The sequence below is a fragment of the Flavobacterium bernardetii genome (assembly GCF_011305415.1).
GTDB classification, from domain to species: domain Bacteria; phylum Bacteroidota; class Bacteroidia; order Flavobacteriales; family Flavobacteriaceae; genus Flavobacterium; species Flavobacterium bernardetii.
In genome coordinates this window covers 61,561-84,142 of the sequence record NZ_JAANOQ010000010.1, presented here as the reverse complement: position 1 = coordinate 84,142, position 22,582 = coordinate 61,561, and the positions used below count along the sequence as shown (strand labels likewise).

At 30.9% G+C, this 22,582-nt stretch carries 20 protein-coding genes and 1 pseudogene; 11 read left to right on the top strand and 10 right to left on the bottom strand.

All coding sequences use genetic code 11. From position 1 onward, the window contains the following. Positions 1-39 precede the first annotated feature (39 nt). Together G6N05_RS14585 and G6N05_RS14580 are read right to left on the bottom strand one after the other, a co-directional pair. Complete coding sequence (locus G6N05_RS14585; protein WP_166131372.1) at positions 40-432, bottom strand: sugar 3,4-ketoisomerase; 393 nt, start codon at positions 430-432, stop codon at positions 40-42. 1 nt (position 433) lies between these two features. Next, a complete protein-coding gene (locus G6N05_RS14580) occupies positions 434-1,537 on the bottom strand; it encodes a glycosyltransferase (RefSeq protein WP_166131369.1) in 1,104 nt (367 codons plus the stop codon). Positions 1,538-1,642: 105 nt separating this feature from the next. On the opposite strand from G6N05_RS14580, the gene murQ reads away from it, so the two are divergent. The 6 genes from murQ (at position 1,643) to G6N05_RS14555 (ending at position 5,851) form a co-directional block, all read left to right on the top strand. Next, positions 1,643-2,464 (top strand): N-acetylmuramic acid 6-phosphate etherase, encoded by an 822-nt coding sequence (gene murQ, locus G6N05_RS14575; RefSeq protein WP_166131366.1) that lies wholly within the window; start codon positions 1,643-1,645, stop codon positions 2,462-2,464. A 95-nt stretch (positions 2,465-2,559) separates the two neighbouring features. After that, positions 2,560-3,117 (top strand): hypothetical protein, encoded by a 558-nt coding sequence (locus G6N05_RS14570; RefSeq protein ID WP_166131363.1) that lies wholly within the window; start codon positions 2,560-2,562, stop codon positions 3,115-3,117. 1 nt (position 3,118) lies between these two features. Continuing rightward, the gene (locus G6N05_RS15665; RefSeq protein ID WP_222616342.1) at positions 3,119-3,340 is read left to right on the top strand and encodes a DUF6095 family protein; all 222 of its coding nucleotides are present in this window, start codon (positions 3,119-3,121) and stop codon (positions 3,338-3,340) included. 54 nt (positions 3,341-3,394) lie between these two features. After that, on the top strand, positions 3,395-3,760 hold the full coding sequence (locus G6N05_RS14565) for a DNA topoisomerase IV (RefSeq protein ID WP_166131360.1): 366 nt from the start codon (positions 3,395-3,397) through the stop codon (positions 3,758-3,760). A gap of 48 nt (positions 3,761-3,808) precedes the next feature. Then, positions 3,809-4,666, top strand: a complete 858-nt coding sequence (locus tag G6N05_RS14560; RefSeq protein ID WP_166131356.1) for a TerC family protein — start codon at positions 3,809-3,811, stop codon at positions 4,664-4,666. A gap of 312 nt (positions 4,667-4,978) precedes the next feature. After that, on the top strand, positions 4,979-5,851 hold the full coding sequence (locus G6N05_RS14555) for a T9SS type A sorting domain-containing protein (RefSeq protein ID WP_166131352.1): 873 nt from the start codon (positions 4,979-4,981) through the stop codon (positions 5,849-5,851). A 48-nt stretch (positions 5,852-5,899) separates the two neighbouring features. Here the strand turns inward: G6N05_RS14555 and G6N05_RS14550 are convergent, their stop codons facing one another. The 6 genes from G6N05_RS14550 to ychF form a co-directional block, all read right to left on the bottom strand. Beyond that, positions 5,900-8,644, bottom strand: a complete 2,745-nt coding sequence (locus tag G6N05_RS14550) for a DNA gyrase/topoisomerase IV subunit A (RefSeq protein WP_166131349.1) — start codon at positions 8,642-8,644, stop codon at positions 5,900-5,902. Between the two features lie 51 nt (positions 8,645-8,695). After that, complete coding sequence (locus tag G6N05_RS14545) at positions 8,696-9,208, bottom strand: hypothetical protein (protein ID WP_166131346.1); 513 nt, start codon at positions 9,206-9,208, stop codon at positions 8,696-8,698. Positions 9,209-9,219: 11 nt separating this feature from the next. Beyond that, a complete protein-coding gene (locus G6N05_RS14540; protein WP_166131409.1) occupies positions 9,220-11,082 on the bottom strand; it encodes a DNA topoisomerase IV subunit B in 1,863 nt (620 codons plus the stop codon). 128 nt (positions 11,083-11,210) lie between these two features. Beyond that, entirely contained in the window at positions 11,211-11,813 is a 603-nt protein-coding gene (locus G6N05_RS14535) for a hypothetical protein (protein ID WP_166131343.1), read from the bottom strand. Further along, on the bottom strand, positions 11,806-12,480 hold the full coding sequence (locus G6N05_RS14530; protein ID WP_166131340.1) for a TIGR02117 family protein: 675 nt from the start codon (positions 12,478-12,480) through the stop codon (positions 11,806-11,808). The genes G6N05_RS14535 and G6N05_RS14530 overlap by 8 nt, the downstream gene beginning before the upstream one ends. Positions 12,481-12,579: 99 nt before the next feature. Continuing rightward, positions 12,580-13,674 carry a redox-regulated ATPase YchF gene (ychF, locus tag G6N05_RS14525; RefSeq protein WP_091315507.1) on the bottom strand — a complete coding sequence of 365 codons (1,095 nt, stop codon included), beginning with the start codon at positions 13,672-13,674 and terminating at the stop codon, positions 12,580-12,582. 248 nt (positions 13,675-13,922) lie between these two features. Between ychF and G6N05_RS14520 the strand changes: the two genes are divergently transcribed. After that, positions 13,923-16,415 carry a TonB-dependent receptor plug domain-containing protein gene (locus tag G6N05_RS14520; protein ID WP_166131335.1) on the top strand — a complete coding sequence of 831 codons (2,493 nt, stop codon included), beginning with the start codon at positions 13,923-13,925 and terminating at the stop codon, positions 16,413-16,415. A 29-nt stretch (positions 16,416-16,444) separates the two neighbouring features. Here G6N05_RS14520 and G6N05_RS15660 read toward each other — a convergent pair. Then, a pseudogene (locus G6N05_RS15660) lies at positions 16,445-16,653 on the bottom strand (ferredoxin); the annotation flags it as partial. 226 nt (positions 16,654-16,879) lie between these two features. Here G6N05_RS15660 and G6N05_RS14510 point away from each other — a divergent pair. After that, positions 16,880-19,615 (top strand): fibronectin type III domain-containing protein, encoded by a 2,736-nt coding sequence (locus tag G6N05_RS14510; RefSeq protein ID WP_166131330.1) that lies wholly within the window; start codon positions 16,880-16,882, stop codon positions 19,613-19,615. A gap of 70 nt (positions 19,616-19,685) precedes the next feature. Here the strand turns inward: G6N05_RS14510 and G6N05_RS14505 are convergent, their stop codons facing one another. Next, entirely contained in the window at positions 19,686-20,036 is a 351-nt protein-coding gene (locus G6N05_RS14505; RefSeq protein ID WP_166131327.1) for a 4Fe-4S binding protein, read from the bottom strand. 125 nt (positions 20,037-20,161) lie between these two features. On the opposite strand from G6N05_RS14505, the gene G6N05_RS14500 reads away from it, so the two are divergent. From G6N05_RS14500 to serC, 3 genes are all read left to right on the top strand, one after another. Further along, positions 20,162-21,220 (top strand): acyl-CoA reductase, encoded by a 1,059-nt coding sequence (locus tag G6N05_RS14500; protein WP_166131324.1) that lies wholly within the window; start codon positions 20,162-20,164, stop codon positions 21,218-21,220. Between the two features lies 1 nt (position 21,221). Continuing rightward, positions 21,222-21,350, top strand: a complete 129-nt coding sequence (locus tag G6N05_RS15735; RefSeq protein ID WP_262887791.1) for a hypothetical protein — start codon at positions 21,222-21,224, stop codon at positions 21,348-21,350. A gap of 110 nt (positions 21,351-21,460) precedes the next feature. Beyond that, positions 21,461-22,546, top strand: a complete 1,086-nt coding sequence (gene serC / locus G6N05_RS14495) for a 3-phosphoserine/phosphohydroxythreonine transaminase (RefSeq protein ID WP_166131321.1) — start codon at positions 21,461-21,463, stop codon at positions 22,544-22,546. Positions 22,547-22,582 lie beyond the last annotated feature (36 nt).

Here is a 22,582-nt window from a genome sequence, read left to right as displayed (position 1 = left end):
AGTTAAGTAGATTCTGAAACAAGTTCAGAATGACAATGGCTACTTCACAAAACTCAAATAGTCCTTATAACTTCTAATATAATCATCCTCCGAAAATTCTTCCGAAGCTAAAACTAAACATACTGAACCTGAAGAAAAATTTTCTAACTCACGCCAAATATTGTTTTCAATTAGTAAACCTTTATCTGGGCGATTTAAAGTGATAATTTCTTTTGAATTTCCATCTTTCAAAACCACATCAAAACTTCCAGAAATCGCTATTAAAACTTGTTTTAATTTTTTATGCGCATGTCCGCCACGCTTAGCGCCACTTGGAATATCAAACAAATAATATACTCGTTTTACATCAAAAGGAATAGTCTTATTTTCAATAACACCAATGTTACCACTTTTGTTATTTATTTTAGGGATATCTATAATTTTATAATTCATTTTATGTTCTTTGTTTTTCAAAAAGGCTAACCCATTCGGCGCCAATAGTTTCTAAACTAAACTGTTTTACACTTGTTAGCGCGTTTTCTTTACACTGTAAATATAAATTATTATCTGAAACAAACAGATTAATCGCTTCAATAAGTTTTTCTGAATTCTGATTTTCGACTAGTAAACCATTCTTTTCATTTGCAATTATTTCATTTGGACCAGAAGCATAATCCCAAGAAATTATAGGAGTTCCGCACGCTAAAGATTCTAATAAAACCATTGGCATTCCTTCATATTTACTTGTTGAAACCGTAAACAAAGCATTTTTATAATATCTGAACGGATTTTTCACATTGCCTTTAAAAACTACCATTTCCTGTAAATTCAAGCTTTCGACTAATTTTATCCATTTATTTTTCAATTTTCCATCACCTAAAATAATCAGTTTGATATTTTTTGATGGTAAAACCGATTTCGCATAACATGCAATTAATTTATCAAATTGCTTTACATTTTTATTCATACTTCCAACTGATAAAATATATTGAAAATCATCTGGAATAGCTTCAGTTGTTTTTTCAGAAATAGATTCAAAATCAATTGGATTGTAAAGTGTTTGAGAAGGAATAAACTTGTATTTCGAACTAACTTTATCATTAATTCCTTTCGAAACTGTGATAAATTGTTGGCAGTTTTTATATAATAATTTCGCTAAAAATTTGTTTTTTGGAAGGTACGATTGCAGCTTAAAACTATGAATTGTTTGTATGAATTTCGGATAAACGAAGTTGTGAATTATTAATTCTTGTAATAAAAGAGGTTTCGTTCTAAAATCAATTACATAATCAAAATCATTGTTGGCGAAGAATTTCTTCAAAGCAAAAAACCGCTTGCTTCTACTCCACCAGCTATTTCTTTTATCTTTTAAATGTTCTAAATGGAAAATTTTACCTGAAAAATCATATTCCACTTTTCCTGAAAAAACCACGTGATAGACTTCAAATTCCTGGTTATCAAAATATTTAGATAACAACGCAGCAACGCGTTCTGCACCACCATCTGAAAGTGTTACGGTAATTAAACAAATTTTTAATCTTGAAGGTTTCTTATCCAAAAGATATAGTTTTTAACAAATATAAAAATATTCAATAAACTATGGTTGTCATTCTTTAAATTTATAAATACTTTGTATATTTGGACAACTATAATAGAATTTTCAATGTCATTTATTAAAACAACCGAGCAATCTTCAAAATACGAACATTTAGAAAAAATGTCTGTAAAAGAATTGTTGACCAACATCAACACGGAAGACAAAACAGTTCCGTTTGCCGTGGAAGATGCATTGCCACAAATTGAAGCTTTAATTGAACAAATTATTGCCAAAATGAAAAATGGTGGCCGTTTATTTTATATTGGTGCGGGAACTTCTGGGAGATTGGGTGTGGTTGACGCTAGTGAATGTCCGCCAACGTTTGGTGTTGATTTTGATACCGTTATTGGAATTATTGCTGGTGGAGATACCGCAATAAGAAAAGCAGTAGAATTTGCTGAAGATGACAAAAATCAGGCTTGGGAAGATTTACAAGAATGGAATATTACTAAAAACGATGTGGTAATTGGGATTGCTGCATCTGGAACAACACCTTATGTAATTGGTGGTTTACAAAAATGTAATGCAAACAATATTATTACAGGGAGTATTAGTTGTAATGCTGAAAGTCCACTTTCAAAAACAGCTAAATATCCAATTGATGTGATTGTTGGTCCAGAATTCGTCACAGGAAGTAGCAGAATGAAAGCTGGAACTGCTCAGAAATTAGTTTTAAATATGATTTCTACATCAACCATGATTGCTTTAGGAAAAGTAAAAGGCAACAAAATGGTGGATATGCAATTGAGTAATGATAAATTAATCGATAGAGGAATTCGAATGATTATGGAAGAAATTCCCGTTACATATGAAGTTGGTGCTAAATTATTAGACGAATATAAAAGCGTAAGAAAAGCAGTTGATTTTTTTAATTGCAAAAGGTTTTAATTTATAAGAGCCAAGTAAAAAGGCAAAAGATAAAAGTAAAAAATAAAGTTAATTAATAGACTCTGAAACTAGTTCAGATTAAAAAAAAGTAAAATATGAAATCAAACATTCATGAACACCAAAAAAACAATGCAATAAGCATTAGTAAAAAGTTAATCTATGTTAGTTTATTATTATTCTCGTTTGTAAGCTTTGCTCAAACACGATTTGTAACTAGAGAAATTCCTGCTGGACAAACTATCGAATTAAAAGACAAAAAAATGTTTATTAATAATGAGCAAATTCCGTCTTATGAAATTAAGAAATACTTAAAAGACAACGATTACAAAGCGTATTCATTATACAACAAAGCTAAAAATAAAAGTGTTTTTGGTGGTTTATTATTAGGATTAGGTTCAGTACTTATAGTGAGTGACGCTGTGAAGGCTATTGTTACAGAAGGTGGACAATTTCCAACTGCTATTGCTGCATCAGGTGCTGTTTTAGTAGGGACTTCAATTTTTGTTTTAAAAGGTAAAAATAAAAAATTACAAGAAGCGGTTGATACTTATAATAACGGATTAAAAACTACGAGTGAATTAGAAAATAATTTTGAAGCTAATTTAAATTTAGTTGCTAATCAAAATGGATTAGGTTTACGATTAAGTTTCTAATATGTCGGTTAACAAAGAAGTTTTAAATAAAGGTCTTCAATATTTAGCAGGCTCACTTCCTACTCTATTTATTGGTGTTTTCATATTAAATAGCAGTTTTAAGAATCAAAAACATCCCTTGTTCATTTATGTGCTAATTTTGGCTGTTCTAATTTGTGCATATGCCGTTTATCTTATGTTTAAAGGGATCAATACGATTATGAAAAGCATGTTTGAGAAATAGTTTTGATTTACGATTTTAGATTTACAATTTACGAAATAATAAAAAAATAAATAATTGAAAAAAATAATATTATTATTCACTTTAACTCTTGTTTCTTGTTACAACCAAGAAAGAACTTGTAAAGATTTTAAAACGGGGAAATTTACTTCTGAAACTACAGTAGAAGGAAAAAAATTTACGAGTACATTTGAAAGAAATGATTCCATTCAAATAGAAAATTATAATGCTATTGTTGATACATTTTCTATTCGTTGGATTAATGATTGCGAATATATCTTGGAAAATGTGAAACCCAAAAACAGAGCTGAGAAAAAAGCGGTTCATGTTAAAATACTAAACACCAAAGATTTAAAATATAACTTCGAATATTCTTTTGTGGGCGATGCAAAAAAACAGTTTGGTTCTGTAACAAAACTATAACAATCTACGTAAAATCACAGTAAAAAATAAATTAACAAACTAAACTAAATGGAAATTTTATCAAATCCGAATGCTTGGGTAGCTTTATTAACCCTAACTTTTTTAGAAATTATTTTAGGTATTGACAACATTGTATTCTTATCAATTGTATCAGGTAAATTAAAAGCTGAAGATCAACCAAAAGCTAGAAGAATTGGTTTATTATTAGCCATGGCATTTAGAATTATCTTACTTTTCGGTATTACTTGGGTAATGAGTTTAAAAGATTCTTTCTTTGATTTTGATTGGGGATTTGTATCTGGTGGATTAAATGGTCAAAGTTTGATTGTATTTGGTGGTGGATTATTCCTATTATATAAATCAGTTTCTGAAATTCATCATAAATTAGAAGGTGAAGAAGAAGGTACTTCTGGTAAAGCAAGTAACTCATTAAGTGCTGCTGTTATTCAAATTGCTTTATTAAATATTGTATTCTCATTTGATAGTATTTTAACTGCTGTTGGATTAGTAAGTGCTGCTGAACCTCCAATTGGTTTTGGTGCAGCAGGTGCATTAGAAATTATGATTGCAGCTATTGTTATTTCAATTATCATCATGTTAATTTTTGCTGGACCTGTATCTAAATTCGTAAACGAACATCCAACCATTCAAATTTTAGGATTATCATTTTTAATTTTAATTGGTGTAATGCTTTTAGCAGAAGGTTCACATTTAGCAGAAATTAAATTCTTTGGCGGAACAGAAGTTCACAGTATTCCAAAAGGGTATTTATACTTTGCTATTTTCTTCTCTTTATTTGTAGAGTTCTTGAATTTAAGAATGAAGAAAAACAGCAAAAAACCAGTGGTTTTACATAATAGTAAAATTTTGGATAAGAAATTAGAAGATTCTGATGTAACGAATTAAATATATAAGCCTCGAAATAATATTCGGGGCTTTTTTTTACAATTATGTAGTCCCGAAAAGAATTTTCGGGACTTTTTTTTTGTGAATAAACAATACAGAATATTAACAAATTTTACGGATGTAACGTAATATAAAAAAGCGATACTTGAGTAAATTCACATCAATAATTATTTACTCATTTTTTACGGAACTTAAAAAATCATATAAATGTTCTGTCAATCATAAATTATCTTATCCATTAGTGAATTTAGTTTGAGATAATCTCTAATTGCCTTTTCTTCTTATTATTTGTATCATTTAAAAGCTTAAAACATGAAAAAAATAACTTCATTACTAATAGTACTATTTTCGCTTAATAGTGCTATGGGACAACCACCACCTCCTGGTATTAACTATTATTTTACGATTGACAATGACAATGATGGGTTTGCTACATTCGACATTAATTATTATATCAATACCTATATTTACAATAAAGCTTTAACGTTGGGATTCAATTTTTCTGGATACAATCTTTCCTTATTTCCAAGCTTTACTGATTACACAAATAATACGAATGTAATTGGAAATACATATATTAATCAAGTAAATTCTTTACAGGATTGTTTTTTAAAATTAACGTATAATGGAACTGGTCCCAGTTACGACCAAGCAACTATAGATTTTAATTTTTCGAATATAACTTTAAAAACCATTAATCCTGATCTTGATGATGACAATGATTCTATATTAAATGAATTGGAAGATTTAAACAATGACACCATACTAAATAATGAAGATACTGATAATGATGGAATCTTTAATTTTAGAGATCCTGATGATGATGAAGATGGTGTTCTAACAATCAATGAAGATTATAATCTAAACGGATCACCTTTAGATGATGACACCAATACCAATGGAATTCCTGATTATTTAGATAATACTATAATTCTAAATTCAGCAAATTTTGTTTCAAAAAAGAATGTGCAGCTATATCCTAATCCAGTACAAAGTAACTTAACTATTTCTACTTCATACTCAGATTATCAAAGTGTTGAAATTTTAGATATGACTGGAAAAGTATTAGACATTAAAAATGAAAATACTTCAAATTTAGACTTTTCAAAATTTGAATCTGGAATCTATTTCGTGAAAATAAATTGGATTGATACATCCATAAATTATAAAATAATTAAATTTTAAAAAAAGAAGCCTCATAAAATATGAGGCTTTTTTTATAGTAAAACTTTCTTACTCCAAACTCAACGTGATTTGTCCGTCATCATCAAGTTCAATGTTAAAATCTTGAATGTCTTTAGCATCATTATCATCTGAAGGAATAACTTCAGGTTCGTCTAAAATTTCTTCATAAGGCAACGAATCTAACATATTGATTTGCTTAATCTTATCCGTAGTTAATTGGTTTCCTAAAGCTTTTATTCCCTTAACAGCAATAAACTCGTCTAAATTTACAATCTGATTGTCTTTTTGTACACCTTTTACTTTAGCATAAATAACCTCAGCCATTGGCAACCAATCCGTTGAAATGATTTCTAATTGTGATTTGTCGTGTTCTGTGATAAAAATTTCTTCTTTGTTTTCGTTTTCAATTAAGAAACGTTTTACAAAATAACGGTCTTTTTCACCATCATAATAAATCGCAGAAATCGGTTTTTTCGGATTCCATTTTTCCATCACAATCATGTCTTCATCGAAATGTGTCGTCAATTCTGGAATAATAGTTTTAATTTTTCCGGATTGATTCGCGATAAGCAATCTATCGTTTGGTTTAAACTCACCTAACAACTCGCCTCTTCCATCTACATTTAAACGATGCACCGTTTCATCGAACCAAATTTTTCTTGGTCGAAGTGTAGAAATACCTTTTTCTTTTAATTCAATTTTCTTAATTGGATATTTAGAAACCGTATTTCCTTTACTTGCACGACCTTTAATAGCAATTTCTGAAAAATCTTGATCCCATTTCAGTTTCTTGATACTTCCCACTTGGCGTAATAAAATCGTAACAACCTCAGCTTCACCATTTGGATTAGCAGAGAAATAAAGCACTTGAGAACCTGGTTTTTCTTGTGTTAAATCGTAAAATTTATCACGAGTTACACCAGAAACATTGAAACGTTTGATAAATGTTGAACCGTTTTTACCATCGCGATACATCATGTTGTAAATCGTACGCTTGTCGTTTTTATCGAAAACTGCAATATGAATGATGTCTTTCCCAACGAACTTTTTATCGTCCACTTTCGCAATCATCATTCTTCCATCTCTAAGGAAAACAATTACATCGTCGATATCTGAACAATCTGCAACGTATTCGTCTTTCTTTAAGCCTGTTCCAAAGAAACCTTCTTCTTTGTTGACATATAATTTCGTGTTACGTAAAACTACTTTCGTAGCTTCAATCGTATCGAAACTTCTTAATTCGGTTTGACGTTCTCTTCCTTTTCCGTATTTTTCTTTTAGTTTGGCGAAATAATCAATCGCAAAATCAATTAGGTTGTCTAAATGATGTTGCACTTCTTTCATTTGGTCTTCTAATTTCGAAATAAAATCGTCCGCTTTATCTGAGTCGAAACGCGTAATACGAATCATTGGAATTTGCGTTAATTTCTGTAAATCTTCATCTACAATTTCTCTAACAAATGATTTTTTGAACGGTTCAAATTGCTTGTATAAATATTCGTAAAGTGTTTCTCTGTCCGAATACAATTTGAAATCGATATACATTTCTTCACGAATGAAGATTTTTTCTAAAGTTGAAAAATGCCATTTGGTTTTTAATTCCTCTAATTCAATCTCTAATTCTTTACGAAGTAGGACAACGGTTCTTTCTGTCGAAATTTTCAACATATGAGAAACCCCAACAAAAAGTGGTTTATTGTCTTCAATTACACAACCTAAAGGCGCTACAGAAGTTTCACAAGCCGTGAAAGCATATAACGCATCAATAGATTTATCTGGCGAAACACCAGGGAAAAGATGAATTAATATTTCTACCTCAGCAGCCGTATTGTCTTCAATCTTTTTAATTTTTATCTTCCCTTTTTCATTGGCTTTCAAAATACTATCAATCAACGTTGACGTATTAGTTGAAAAAGGAATTTGAGTAATGACTAACGTTTGCTTATCAAGTTGCGAAATTTTAGCTCGTACTCGCACTCTACCACCACGCATTCCATCGTTATAATTCGAAACATCTGCAATACCAGCCGTTTGGAAATCGGGATAAATGGTAAATGGTTTTCCTTTTAATATTTTTATCGAAGCGTCAATTAATTCATTGAAATTGTGTGGTAAGACTTTTGTTGATAATCCCACCGCAATTCCTTCTGCTCCTGAAGCTAATAATAATGGGAATTTTACAGGCAAATTGTTTGGTTCTGCACGACGACCATCGTAAGAAACGCCCCAATCGGTAATTTTTGGAGAATATAAAACTTCCAAAGCAAATTTTGACAAACGCGCTTCAATGTAACGAGAAGCTGCGGCGCTATCACCTGTTAGAATATTTCCCCAGTTCCCTTGACAATCGATTAATAATTCACGTTGCCCGATTTGTACCATAGCATCACCAATACTCGCATCTCCGTGAGGATGATACTGCATCGTATGTCCAACTACATTCGCCACTTTGTTATAACGACCATCATCCAACTCTTTTAATGAGTGCATAATACGACGTTGCACCGGTTTGAAACCATCTTCAATCGCAGGAACGGCACGCTCTAAAATTACATACGAAGCATAGTCCAAAAACCAATCTTTGTACATTCCTGTCACTTTGGTAATGGTATCTTCTGGATTTTCGTCGTTTTCGTAAAAATGTTGTCCTTCGAAGTGTTTGGCTTCTACTTCAATAATTTCTTCAGAAAGTTCTTCGTCTTGATGGTCATCAATAGAATTATGTTCTGAATTATTATCAGTATGATCCGTATTTTCTTCTTCTGGATTTATGTTTTCTTCTTCGTCTTTCATATTTTATTTGCCAATTGTCAGTTGACGATTATTTTATTGAGTTTAAAACTATTAATTGTTAAATTCAGAGGTAATTTTTAAACCTAATTTTATAAATATGTTATTTAATTCCTGACCTTTTTCAATACAAAATGACGGTAAAAATTTTAAATTTTTTGATTCTCTACTTCCACCACATTCTGAACAGAACTCAACATAAGCTACTAATTTATTTTTTTTATAAAATTGTAACATATGTCTTGGCTCGTAACAAGCTGCATTAGTACATTTTTCTTTATAATCTTTTTTTAAGATTGAAATTATACTATTCTTGTCTTTTTCACTTAAAATTACATCATCAACAATTTTATCTTCAGGAATTACTATTTCTTTTTTACTGTAATAATCAAAAGGTTCGTTTGGATTCCATTGTGTTCTACTTGAATATGAAATTAATCTAACCTTATCTATAGTTTCAAAAAAGTTGTTTCCTTTTTTACTAACTATATCAATAGTTTTCAAAGACTTTTCTTCTTTACAAGAAAGTAAACTTAAAAACAAAATTGCTATATAAAACCTCATCATTTTAAACATTTCTAAACTTCCTCTTCCACTACATCCAATTCTACCTTCAAGTTGTTGATGATAAACTCTTGACGGTCGGGTGTGTTTTTACCCATGTAGAATTCTAATAATTTCTCGATAGATGTGGCTTTGTCTAACATCACAGGATCTAAACGAATGGTTTCTCCAATAAAGTTTTTAAACTCATCTGGTGAAATCTCTCCTAATCCTTTAAATCGGGTAATTTCTGGTTTTGGTTTTAATTTTTCCATGGCAGCTTTTCGTTCTTCTTCCGAATAGCAATAAATGGTTTCTCTTTTATTTCGAATTCTGAAAAGTGGCGTTTGTAAAATATACAAATGCCCTTCTTTAATCATTTCAGGGAAAAACTGTAAGAAGAACGTAATTAACAACAAACGAATGTGCATGCCATCGACATCGGCATCTGTAGCAATTACGATATTGTTGTAACGTAAATCTTCCATGCTTTCTTCAATGTTTAAAGCGGCTTGCAATAAATTGAATTCTTCGTTTTCGTACACAATTTTCTTGGTCATTCCGTAAGAGTTTAGCGGCTTACCACGTAAACTGAAAACGGCTTGTGTATTTACGTCACGACTTTTAGTAATCGAACCCGAAGCCGAATCTCCCTCCGTAATAAAAAGCGTACTTTCTAAACTTCTTGGGTTTTTGGCATCGGTTAAATGTACTCGGCAATCACGTAATTTTTTATTATGCAAGTTGGCTTTCTTCGCTCTGTCTTTGGCTAATTTTCTAATTCCAGATAATTCTTTACGCTCGCGTTCTGCTTGTAGAATCTTACGTAATAGCAAATCGGCTACTTCTGGGTTTTTATGTAAGAAGTTATCTAACTTAGTTTTAATAAAATCATTTACAAACGTACGAACCGAAGGCGCATTTGGTCCCATATCGGTAGAACCCAATTTGGTTTTAGTCTGACTTTCGAAAACTGGCTCTTCTACACGAACCACAATAGCCGAAACTATAGATTTACGAATGTCTGATGCTTCAAAAGGTTTGTTATAAAACTCTTTTATGGTTTTAACCAAAGCTTCTCGAAAAGCACCTAAATGCGTTCCACCTTGTGTAGTGTTTTGTCCGTTTACAAAGGAATAGTATTCTTCTGAATATTGTGATTTACTATGTGTTATGGCTACTTCAATATCGTCACCTAAAAGATGAATAATTGGATATACCATATCTTCTTCTGCAATGGTTTCTTCTAATAAATCTTTTAAACCATTATCTGAAAAATATTTTTCGCCATTATAATATATTGTTAAACCTGTATTTAGGTAACAATAATTTTTAAGCATTTTAATAATGTACTCGTTACGATACTTATAATTTTTAAAAATAGCTTCATCCGCTACGAAAGAAACTTTTGTTCCTTTGCGTTTCGTTGTTTCAATTACATCTTCTTCGATGGTAAGATTACCTGCAGAAAATTCGGCTGCTTTTTGTTGGTTATCACGAACAGATTCTACACGGAAATAATTAGACAAAGCATTTACCGCTTTCGTACCAACTCCATTTAAACCTACAGATTTTTTGAAGGCTTTAGAATCGTACTTTCCACCTGTGTTCATTTTAGAAACTACATCGACTACTTTTCCTAATGGAATACCACGACCATAATCGCGCACGGTCATCATTTTGTCTTTTAAAGTAACTTCAATTACTTTTCCAGCGCCCATTACAAATTCGTCGATACAGTTGTCGAGAACCTCTTTTAATAAAATATAAATACCATCATCTGGTGATGAACCATCTCCCAATTTTCCAATATACATTCCCGGACGCATACGGATATGCTCTTTCCAATCGAGTGAACGTATATTATCTTCGTTGTATTGATCTTGTTGCTCTAGCATAATCGGATTTTGGATTTGTTGCAAGATAAACGATTTCATTAAAAAATAAAAATGCTTTTTGAAGAAGTTATTAAGAATTTTTCAGTTTAAGAAGCATCTAAAAGAAATATAAGACACAGCCTTGAAATCTATTCTAATTTGATAGTTTTTCTCTTGAATTTAGGATCTCCATCAATATTAAATTTCTCTAAAACACTAATTTTATTTTTAGATACTATTTTAATTCTGTTTTTATAAATACTATCATCGCATATATCAGTTCTGGCCTCACCAAATTTATTCCATGAATTATTTTTGTATGTATAGAAATGCATTTTTCCCCAACAACCAATAAACCAATAGGGATAAATTACTAATTCTGAAATACCATCTTTATTAACATCTCCAATTGAATCTATTCCTGAACCAATTGCATCGCCATATTTAAATTCAGGTAAATTGTTTGAAAATTTAAACGTAACATCACAAATATTATTTAAACAATCTCCGTCATATTGATCTTTTGGATTACCATTAACCATTTTAGGATAAAACACAAAAACAGTGTCTTTAATTGCATCAGAATTTAAATCACCTAATAAAACGGTATCAATTTGCTGAATCGTATCAGAAACTTTTTCAACTTTCGAGAAATTTTTAGCTATTAATAAGCTTTCCTTTTTCTCACAAGAAATAAATAATAATAATAATAATAATAATAATATTGGTAATAAAAATTTAATTCTATTCATAATGTCTAAAAATTCCAGTATCGGTTAATGTATGAAAAGCTGCTTTTTGACTGGCCGCTTTTAAGGCTTGATTGGCCCATGAATTACAAGTATAAAACAAAGAACAACTTCCTTTTGCTTCATAGAAAATGTCGTTTTTACCGTAAACGGCATTGGTTTCTATTTTGATTTTTTCACCAGAATTTGTTTCGAAAGATTCATTAATAAATAATACTAATTTTTGATATTCTACTGTCGAAATTTGAATCTTTTTACAATACGCGTCTTCTTTCATCGATTTGTAAAAAGTAGTATGCAAAGCACTCGAACTTAATCCTGTTGTAGCTTTGAGAGCGGTACTGACTTTCAAATCGGCCCAAGTTGGAGTTTCTAAATAAAATCCTTTATCGCCCCAACCCATTGCTAAATATTTCGCAGTGGAATCTTTTGCTTTGGTGTGTTCGAATTTAATTTGTTTCGACCAATCGAAAGTATCATTTTTTACAGGAACTACGATATCAGTATGTACTCCATTTGACAATATGAAAATCTCCACTTTTGGTTCATCAATAGCAGCTTCTTTTTCATTTACAGTGACGTAAGACATTAAAGTAACAAGAAATCCGTATGCTATTAAAGTCAATAAGAATACTCCAATATATTTGAAAGTTTTTTTGATGGTTTTCATAAATATCAATTTTATGAAGAACTTAACAAATGTTATGCCACAAAAAAAAATCTGCTAAAACGAATTAGCAGATTTCTATATTTTATTTATTCTCTAAGATTACACGTTAAAACGGAAATGCATTACATCACCATCTTTCACGATATATTCTTTTCCTTCTACTCTAAGTTTTCCGGCTTCTTTACATTTTGCTTCTGTTCCTAAATTTGAATAATCTTCAAAAGCGATAACTTCTGCACGAATAAATCCTTTTTCAAAATCAGTATGAATTACTCCAGCCGCTTGTGGAGCAGTATCTCCAACTTGGATTGTCCAAGCTCTAACTTCTTTAACTCCAGCTGTGAAATACGTTTGCAGGTTTAATAATTTATAAGCTGCACGAATTAAAACTGCCGAACCTGGTTCAGATAATCCCATATCTTCTAAGAAAACCTGACGTTCTTCATAGCTTTCTAATTCAGTAATATCTGCTTCTGCACCAACAGAAAGAATAATAACTTCTGCTTGTTCGTCTTTTACTAATTCTCTAACTTGATCAACATATTTGTTTCCGTTTACAGCAGATGCTTCGTCTACGTTACAAACATATAATACTGGTTTAGCCGTAATTAATTGAAATGCATCGTATAAAGCAGCTTCTTCAATACCATTTGGTTCAACCGTTCTTGCCGATTTTCCTTGTAATAAAGCTTCTTTAATTTTATCTAAGATACTTTTTTCGATTTTCGCTTCAGCATTTCCAGTTTTTGCACCTTTATTTGCTTTTTCTAAACGTTTTTCAACCGTTTCTAAATCTTTTAATTGTAATTCGATATCAATTGTTTCTTTATCACGAATTGGGTTTACATTTCCATCAACGTGTACAATATTATCGTTATCAAAACAACGTAACACGTGAATAATAGCGTTACATTCTCTAATATTTCCTAAAAACTGATTTCCTAATCCTTCCCCTTTACTTGCTCCTTTAACTAAACCTGCAATATCAACAATATCTACAGTTGCCATTTGTACACGCTCTGGTTTTACCAATTCTTCTAAACGATTGATTCTTGGATCTGGTACGTTTACTACACCAATATTTGGTTCGATTGTACAAAACGGAAAGTTAGCACTTTGCGCTTTTGCGTTAGACAAACAATTAAATAATGTCGATTTTCCTACGTTTGGTAAGCCTACAATTCCTGCTTTCATATTATTTGTATTCAGTTACTTATTAAAGCAACAGTTAGTTTTAAATTTTAAGTTTGCAAATATAGCTTAAAAGTTGCGGAGTAACAAAGTTGATTTTTAGATTAATTTCAAAATCAAAAATATAATAGAAAATTATTTTTCTATTCAAACTAATTTGAAATTAATATAAAAAACCATAATATTATTAACAGTTTAAATCTTAAAAAAATAGACTATATTTGTTTTACTAACCAATTAAACTATAAAATATGAAAAAATTAACATTTACATTAGTTTTTCTCTATGGCACATTTGCTTTTGCACAAGAAGTTCCCGAAAAAAGAACTGTAGACTCTACTAAGACAAATAAAATTGAGACTGTAGTTATTGTAGGTTCAAGAAACGTTAAAAGAACGGTAGTAAATTCACCAGTTGCCATTGATGTAATTGACATTAAAAGCATCACAACACAAAGTGGTAAAATTGAAATTAACGAATTATTACAATATGCAGCTCCTTCATTTAATGCTAACAAACAATCTGGATCCGATGGTGCAGATCATGTTGATCCTGCCTCATTAAGAGGAATGGGACCAGATCAAACCTTAGTTTTAATAAATGGAAAAAGAAGACACCAATCATCTTTAATTAATTTATTTGGAACTCGTGGTAGAGGAAATACAGGAACCGACTTAAATGCCATTCCAGCAACTTCAATTAAAAGAATAGAAATTTTACGAGATGGCGCAGCTGCTCAATATGGCTCAGACGCTATTGCAGGTGTAATTAATATTGTATTAAATGACAATATTAACGAATTAACTGGAGCGGTAACTTATGGTGCTTTTAATACCAATGCCAAAGGCGACTTCCCTTTAGGTACTGCAAATACAAAAGGATTTAGATTAGATGAAAACGGTTATGGAAATTCATTTGGAAAAAACAAAAATTTTGATGGAAACTCTTTAAAAGCAGGATTAAATTACGGAATTGCTTTAGGTAAAAATGGCGGGTTTGTAAATTTTACTGGAGAATTATTAAATAAAGAAAAAACACTACGCCCAGGATTTGATTTTAGAAAAGGGTTTGGTGAAGCAGCCGTTAGAGGTTTAAATTTTATGGCCAATTTATCGATTCCAATCTCAACAAAAACAGATTTTTATGCTTTTGCAGGCTCAAATTATAGAGATACTGATGCCTATGCTTTTACAAGAAATGACGGTGCAAGAGTTGTTGAATCAATTTATCCTGGTGGATTTACACCAAGAATTACTTCAGTTATTTTAGATAATTCTATTGCGTTAGGTTTAAAAACAAAATACAGTAATGGATGGAAAATGGATTTTAGTAACACTTTAGGTAATAACTCTTTCCATTATAACATTAAAGGTACTTTAAATGCGTCTTTAGGAGCTGCATCGCCTACAGAATTTGATGCAGGAGGCCATAAACTTTTACAAAATACTACTAATTTAGATTTTTCAAAAAACTATTCAACCGTTTTAGAAGGATTTAATTTAGCATTGGGTTCTGAATTTAGAATAGAAAAATTCAACATTTTTGCTGGAGAAACAGGTTCATATGCTACATATGATATTAACGGTGATGTAGTTACAGATCCAACAACACAAACTATTCCTACAGATCCAATTTCTGGAGATCCACGACCAGGTGGCTCTCAAGGATTCCCAGGTTATAGTCCTTCTAATGAAGTTAATGAAATACGTACAAATTTTTCTCTTTATGCAGATACTGAATTAGATATCACTAAAGCTTTTATGTTAAGTACAGCTGTTCGTTTTGAAAACTATAGCGATTTTGGTAAAACATTAAACGGAAAATTAGCTTCAAGACTAAAACTAACCAACCAAATAAATTTAAGAGGCTCAATTAGTACTGGATTTAGAGCTCCATCTTTAGCTCAAATTTATTATAATACAAGTTTTACTAATTTTAGTAGTTCTGGTGCAACTGAAGTTTTATTAGCTGGAAATGAAAGTCCTGTTACAAAAGCCTTTGGAATTGGAAAACTAAATCAAGAAAAAGCAATTAATACCTCTATAGGTATCACAGGAAGTTTTGGAAATTTCACAACTACAATTGATGCTTATATGATAAGAGTAAAAGATAGAATTGTATTAACAGGTTATTTTGATGCTACATCATTAGGCTTAAATGTTGATGCTGCCCAATTTTTCACAAATGGTGTGGATACAAAAACAAAAGGTGTTGATATTGTTTTATCATGGAAAAAAAATATCGGAGCATCTAGATTTGGAGCGGCATTGATAGGAAACATAAATGATATGGAAATTACAAACGTGAAAAATAATGGTTTAGATGAACAAACTTTCTTTGGTGAAAGAGATAAAGCTTTCTTATTAGCTTCTGCTCCAGCAAACAAGTTTGGACTAAACTTAAACTATGGTCGCAAATGGTTTGATAGTGGTTTAGCATTTACTAGATTTAGTGAAGTGAAATTATTAGATTATCAAGTATATGAAGATGTTGCAGATTATGGAGGTTCTTTCCAAAATCAAATTGCTGCAGCTACAGATACCTATGGTGTTAAAATTGTTACTGATTTAACTTTAGGTTTTAAACTAAACAAATCATTTAAATTAACTGTTGGTGCAAATAACTTATTAAATATTTATCCTGATCAACAAGATGATTGGGTTGAAGCAGGTGGATACTGGGATTCTGTACAAATGGGATTTGGTGGAGCATATTACTACACCAGACTTGGTTTCAAATTCTAAAAGCAAAAAAAATCCTGAAGTTAATTACTTCAGGATTTTTTTTTCTCATTATGAAAAAGCTTGTCTGTTTAGAAGTGTTTCTTCACTTTCTACATGATTATCATCTGGCACACAAAAATCAACCAGACAAACAACCGCACATTGCGGTTCTTCATGAAAACCTTTAGATTCTATACATTTTCTTCGAACAATATAAATCATTAGAAAATGGCGTTTGTACCGCATCAGAATCGATTTCTATTTCCTTTGTTTGATGAACCTACACTTCCTACTTTCATATTTTTTTTATTCAGATACTTATTAAATTGATAGTTAGTTTAATTTCAAAAACAAAAATTACGCTTTACAATTACTTTACTTAAGCTAATAAATTTAACAAAAATTACACGATTTAATAAAAAAACACAAAGTATAACTTTACAATGCCAATTTAAGTTTGCAGCATAAACAAACATAAATTTATCATGAGAAAACTTTTCTTCTTAACTCTTCTAATAGGATACTCTTGTTTTTCACAAACATTGCATCCTTATTTACAAAATGTAACACCAACTTCAATTTATGTCAATTGGAAAACTAGCAGTAATAGTGAAACTATTGTTGAATATGGAACTTCCTCAGGAAATTTAAACGTAACAGTTACAGGAAATACAAATATTTTTACCGACACGGGATATCCTGGAAACTATTATTATCATTCTGCAAAACTTATCAATTTAACGGCTAATACCAAATATTATTACCGAATTAAAACAGGTAGTCAATTATCTACCATTAAATCGTTTAAAACATTACCAAATCCTGGACAAGCGGCAACAGCTGATGGACATATTCGATTTTTAATCATGGGAGATAATCAGTTGAAAAATGAACCTCGTTATGATTCGTTAGTATCAGCAGCTAAAAGAAAAATTAAAGAAAAATGGGGTGCTTCTCTATCTCCAGATGATAATATTTCCATGACATTTATGGTTGGAGACCAAGTAGATGTTGGAACTTTAGACCATTATGAAAATGTTCACTTTAAAAAGAACAGAGAACTTTCCGGAAATATTCCAATTCAAACAACAGTTGGAAACCATGAAACCTATGGAACTTTAGGTATGAATTCTTATTACAGTCATTTTTACATGAGTGAATTAACATATCAAGGAATTTCATCAAACACAGAGAATTATTATGCGCAACAAGCTGGAAATGTACTGTTTATCAGTATGAGTTCTGAACATACAGGTAGTGCACAATTAACATGGTTACAACAAGTTCTAGCAGCAGCACAAAATGACAATACTGTGGATTGGATTTTTTCTTTAAGTCATCGTCCATATCAAGCAGAACAATATGTTGGTGATATTTCAAATTGGGTTAGAGATACTGCCGTTCCTTTATTAACAACATCGGATAAATACATTATGCATATTGGCGCACATCATCACTTATACCATAGAGGTCAGTTAAAAAACCAAAAGGCTTATCAAATTATTTCAGGTGGAACCGCTTGGGATCAATATTGGTCGATGTCAACGGAACAAGACTTCGAAGATGTTCAAAAAACGATTAGTAACTGGATGTATCAAATAGTAGATATTGATGTTACTAACGGTAAAATGGATGTAGAAAGCTATTCAATTGGAAGTGTTTTAAAAAGGAAAAACAACCAATTAATGGATACTTTCCATCGATATAAAAACAAACAAAAACCAAATAAACCAAGCATTACAAACACATTTAGCGCACCTGTCCAACTTCCTTTGACGCTTACTGGATCTGCATTTTCAACAAATGAAACAGAACTTTTAAATACAACTCAATTTGTGGTTTCAAAATTTGCAGATTTTAACACGATTGAAAAAGAATCGTATCGTGATTTTGAAAATTTATTTGGGAAATATGGTACTCAAAAAGATTCGACTGTAAATATTAATTTAGGTGTTGATATTACCAAAATGGAACTTCTTGCCAATTCTTTAGATAATGGAATTCACTATGCAAAACTTCGTCATAGAGATAGAAACTTAGAATGGTCAAATTGGAGTGATGTGGTTTCTTTTGAAGTAATTAATAGCAACGTTGGAATTACTCAAATTTCATTAAATAATACGAATAATGTTTATGCAATTAATCAATCGATTTCTGTAAATTATGTAAATGCTCCAACTACAAGCAACACATGGATTGGAATTTACAAGGAAGGTCAAGTTCCTGGAATTAATGGATCTACACTTTGGTCTTACACAAATGGAACTACTAGCGGTACTAACAATTACAGTTCTGGAATAACACAAGCTGGTCGTTACTTTGCAGCACTTTTTATTAATAATGGCTATACTGAAGTGGCTACGAGAGTTTATTTTTATGTTGGACCAGTTCCAATATTAAGTACTGATTTATCAGAATATCCTCTAGGTCAAAATGTACTTGTTTCTTATACAAATGGCCCAAACATGACAAACGATTGGATTGGAATTTACAAAATGGGAATTAATGCAGGTGACGCACCATCTACTTCATGGCAATATGTAACTACTGTGAATGGGACAAAAACCTTTAGTAATTTACCAAAAGGATATTATTATGCGCAATACTTTATTCAAAACAGCAATAATGCCATTGGAGATAAAGTCTTTTTTAAAGTTGGAGATATTGTTACGGAACTATGGATAAATAGTCCAGTTTATGATTTAGGAGAACAAATCACCGCTTCTTGGACAGATGCACCAGGAATTGTAAAAGATTGGTTAGGAATATATAATGAAAATGACAATCCAAATTCTGACCCATTAATTAGTTATCAATATTTTAATGGTGTAGCTCAAGGTTCAGCACAAATTACAAATGTAAATATGCCAACAGTTGCAGGAAATTATTTCATCGTTATGTTTACCAATGATTCTTATAATGAAGTTTCTAACAGAGTTGAATTTCAAATGATGAGCCCATTAGAAAGTGAAGGATTTAAAATCGATAACGGTATAAAATTATATCCAAATCCATCAAATAATAACAAACAAACATTTATTCAATGCGATTATCCAATTGATGAAATTGAATTATTTGACATGGCGGGAAAATTATTATATGCGACAAAAAATGTGAATAACAATAAGTATTCATTAATTACACAAGATTTAGCAAAAGGGATGTATATTATAAAAATACATTCTAGAAAATTATTCACTGCTAAACTTATTATTGAATAAGTTTTAAAAAAAAAGCAAAAAAAAGCTCTTCATTTTGAAGAGCTTTTTTTATTTAAAACTGCTATGTTTTTTATTCATTATGTAAAAAAGCTTGCCTGTTTAAAAGTGTTTCTTCACTTTCAACATGCTCATCATCTGGAACACAACAATCAACCGGACAAACAGCCGCACATTGTGGTTCTTCATGAAAACCTTTACATTCTGTACATTTTCCTGGAACGATATAGTATAAATCGTCAGAAACTGGCGTTTGTGCCGCATCTGAATCGATTTCTGTACCGTCTGGTAAAATTATTTTTCCTGAAAGTTTCGTACCATCTTTCCAACGCCAATCGTCAGCGCCTTCATATATTGCTGTATTTGGACATTCTGGTTCACAAGCCCCACAATTAATACATTCGTCTGTTATTATTATTGCCATATTTTTTTATGTTAGATGTCAGAAGTTATAAGTCAGAAGTTTTAAAATTTTCTACTATAAAAGTCTAACTAAATGTTTAATTTTGTGCAAAAATACAACGTAAACTAAATATAACCAAAAAAGAAATGTTACAATCTGAAATAAAAAATTGTTTTGTAGAATTAGGTAAATTTTTATCTCAATTTGCATTAGATAATAATCAGCAAAATAATGAAGTAAAAAACAACGATTTATTTTACGATTCTTTTATAGATTTAATTGCATTATCTCAATCACACAACAACTGGTTTACTCCTGATAATGTACATTACAGCATTTCAAGTTGGGCAGATGCTTTAACGGAAAGTAACTTAAATCAATGGCTTTCAGCGTATTCATTCAATGAAAAAGAACCTAAAAATGTAGGTCTAATTTTAGCAGGAAATATTCCGTTAGTTGGTTTTCACGATTTTGTATCGGTTTTAGTTTCTGGTCATAATGTTTTGGTAAAAACCTCAAGTAAAGACGATTATTTAATTAAGTTTTTAGCGAGTTATTTGATTGCTTTAGATGAACGTTTTAAGAATAAAATAACTTTTTTAGAAGGTAAATTAGAAGGTTTTGATGCCGTAATTGCTACAGGAAGTAACAACACTGCTCGTTATTTCGAATATTATTTTAAAGACAAACCATCAATTATTAGAAAAAGTAGAAATTCAATTGCGGTTTTGACTGGAAAGGAAACTCCAGAAGAAATGACTTTATTAAGCGAAGATGTTTTTAGATATTTCGGATTAGGTTGCAGAAATGTTTCTAAAATATTTGTTCCTAAAAATTATAATTTCGATTCGTTTTTTAACGGAATGTTCGCTCAAAAAGATGTAATTTACTATGAAAAATACGCTAATAATTACGATTATAACAAAGCTGTTTTCTTAATGAGTAACTTTCAATTATTAGACAATGAATTCTTAACTATTAAAGAAGATACGAGTCACGCCTCTCCTATTTCTTCAGTGTTTTATGAATATTACGAAGACGTAAACGAAATCAAAGCGCGTTTGCAACAAGATGCTGAAATCATTCAATGTGTGGTTTCTAATGGAATTGTTGACAATTCAATTTATTTTGGCGAAACTCAAAAACCAAAATTATGGGATTATGCCGATAATGTGGATACGTTAGCTTTTTTAAATAATTTGTAAGATGAAGACTTCAAAAATCAGCGAGATTATCAAACATCAAAAAGAAAAGGAAGTTCATAAACATGAACCTAATTTTAATTTGGAAGCAAAAGTAAATTCGAACCGAAAAGACGAGAAAAAGAAGAAATAAAATAGTTACGCAAACGATTTCGTTAACAAATCGTTTTAAAATTGTTAAATTATTTTTTTGAGGAAATTTCAAATGTTGGAAATTTGCGCTTAACTACAACAAATCAAATAATGAAAAAACACAACTACAGCGCAGGACCTTGTATTTTACCTCAAGAAGTTTTCGAAAAATCGGCTCAAGCCATTTTAAATTTTAATAACTCCGATTTATCTTTATTAGAAATATCACACAGAAGTAAAGACTTCGTCGCGGTTATGGAAGAAGCTCGTGCCTTAGTTTTAGAACTTTTAGGATTAGAAAACAAAGGCTATCAAGCACTTTTTTTACATGGTGGCGCAAGTTTAGAATTCTTAATGGTTCCTTATAATTTAATGAAAACTGACGGAAAAGCAGCTTATTTAGATACAGGAACTTGGGCAAACAACGCCATTAAAGAAGCGAAACATTTTGGAGAAACGCTTATTGTTGGCTCTTCAAAAGACGCGAATTATAATTTTATCCCGAAAAACATCGAAATTCCTGCTGATGCGAATTATTTCCACTGCACGAGTAACAATACTATTTTCGGAACACAAATGAAATCGTTTCCTAAAACAAATGTGCCTTTAGTTTGTGATATGAGTTCGGATATTTTTTCTAGAACTTTAGATTTTTCTCAATTCGATTTAATTTATGCTGGAGCTCAGAAAAACATGGGGCCAGCTGGTGCAACTTTAGTGGTTGTGAAAGAAGAAATCTTAGAAAAAACAGGTCGTTATATTCCAAGCATGTTAGATTATGAAAAACATATCAAAGCAGAAAGCATGTACAATACGCCGCCAGTATTTCCAATTTATGCCTCTTTATTGACTTTACAATGGTTGAAAAATTTAGGTGGAATTGCAGCTATTGAAAAAATCAATGAGCAAAAAGCACAACTAATATATTCTGAAATCGACAGAAATCCATTATTTAAAGGAACTGCTGCAACAGAAGACAGAAGTAATATGAACGCGACTTTCGTTTTAACAGATGAAAACTTAACTGAAAAATTTGATACGATGTGGAAAGCTGCAGGGATTTCTGGATTAACGGGACATCGTTCTGTTGGTGGATATCGTGCTTCTATGTACAACGCGCTTCCATTAGAAAGTGTTGAAGTATTAGTAGACGTAATGAAAAAATTAGAAAAAGAGTATTCAGTAATCAATATTTAGAAAAAATAATAAAATATAAAGTTTAAAACACAATAC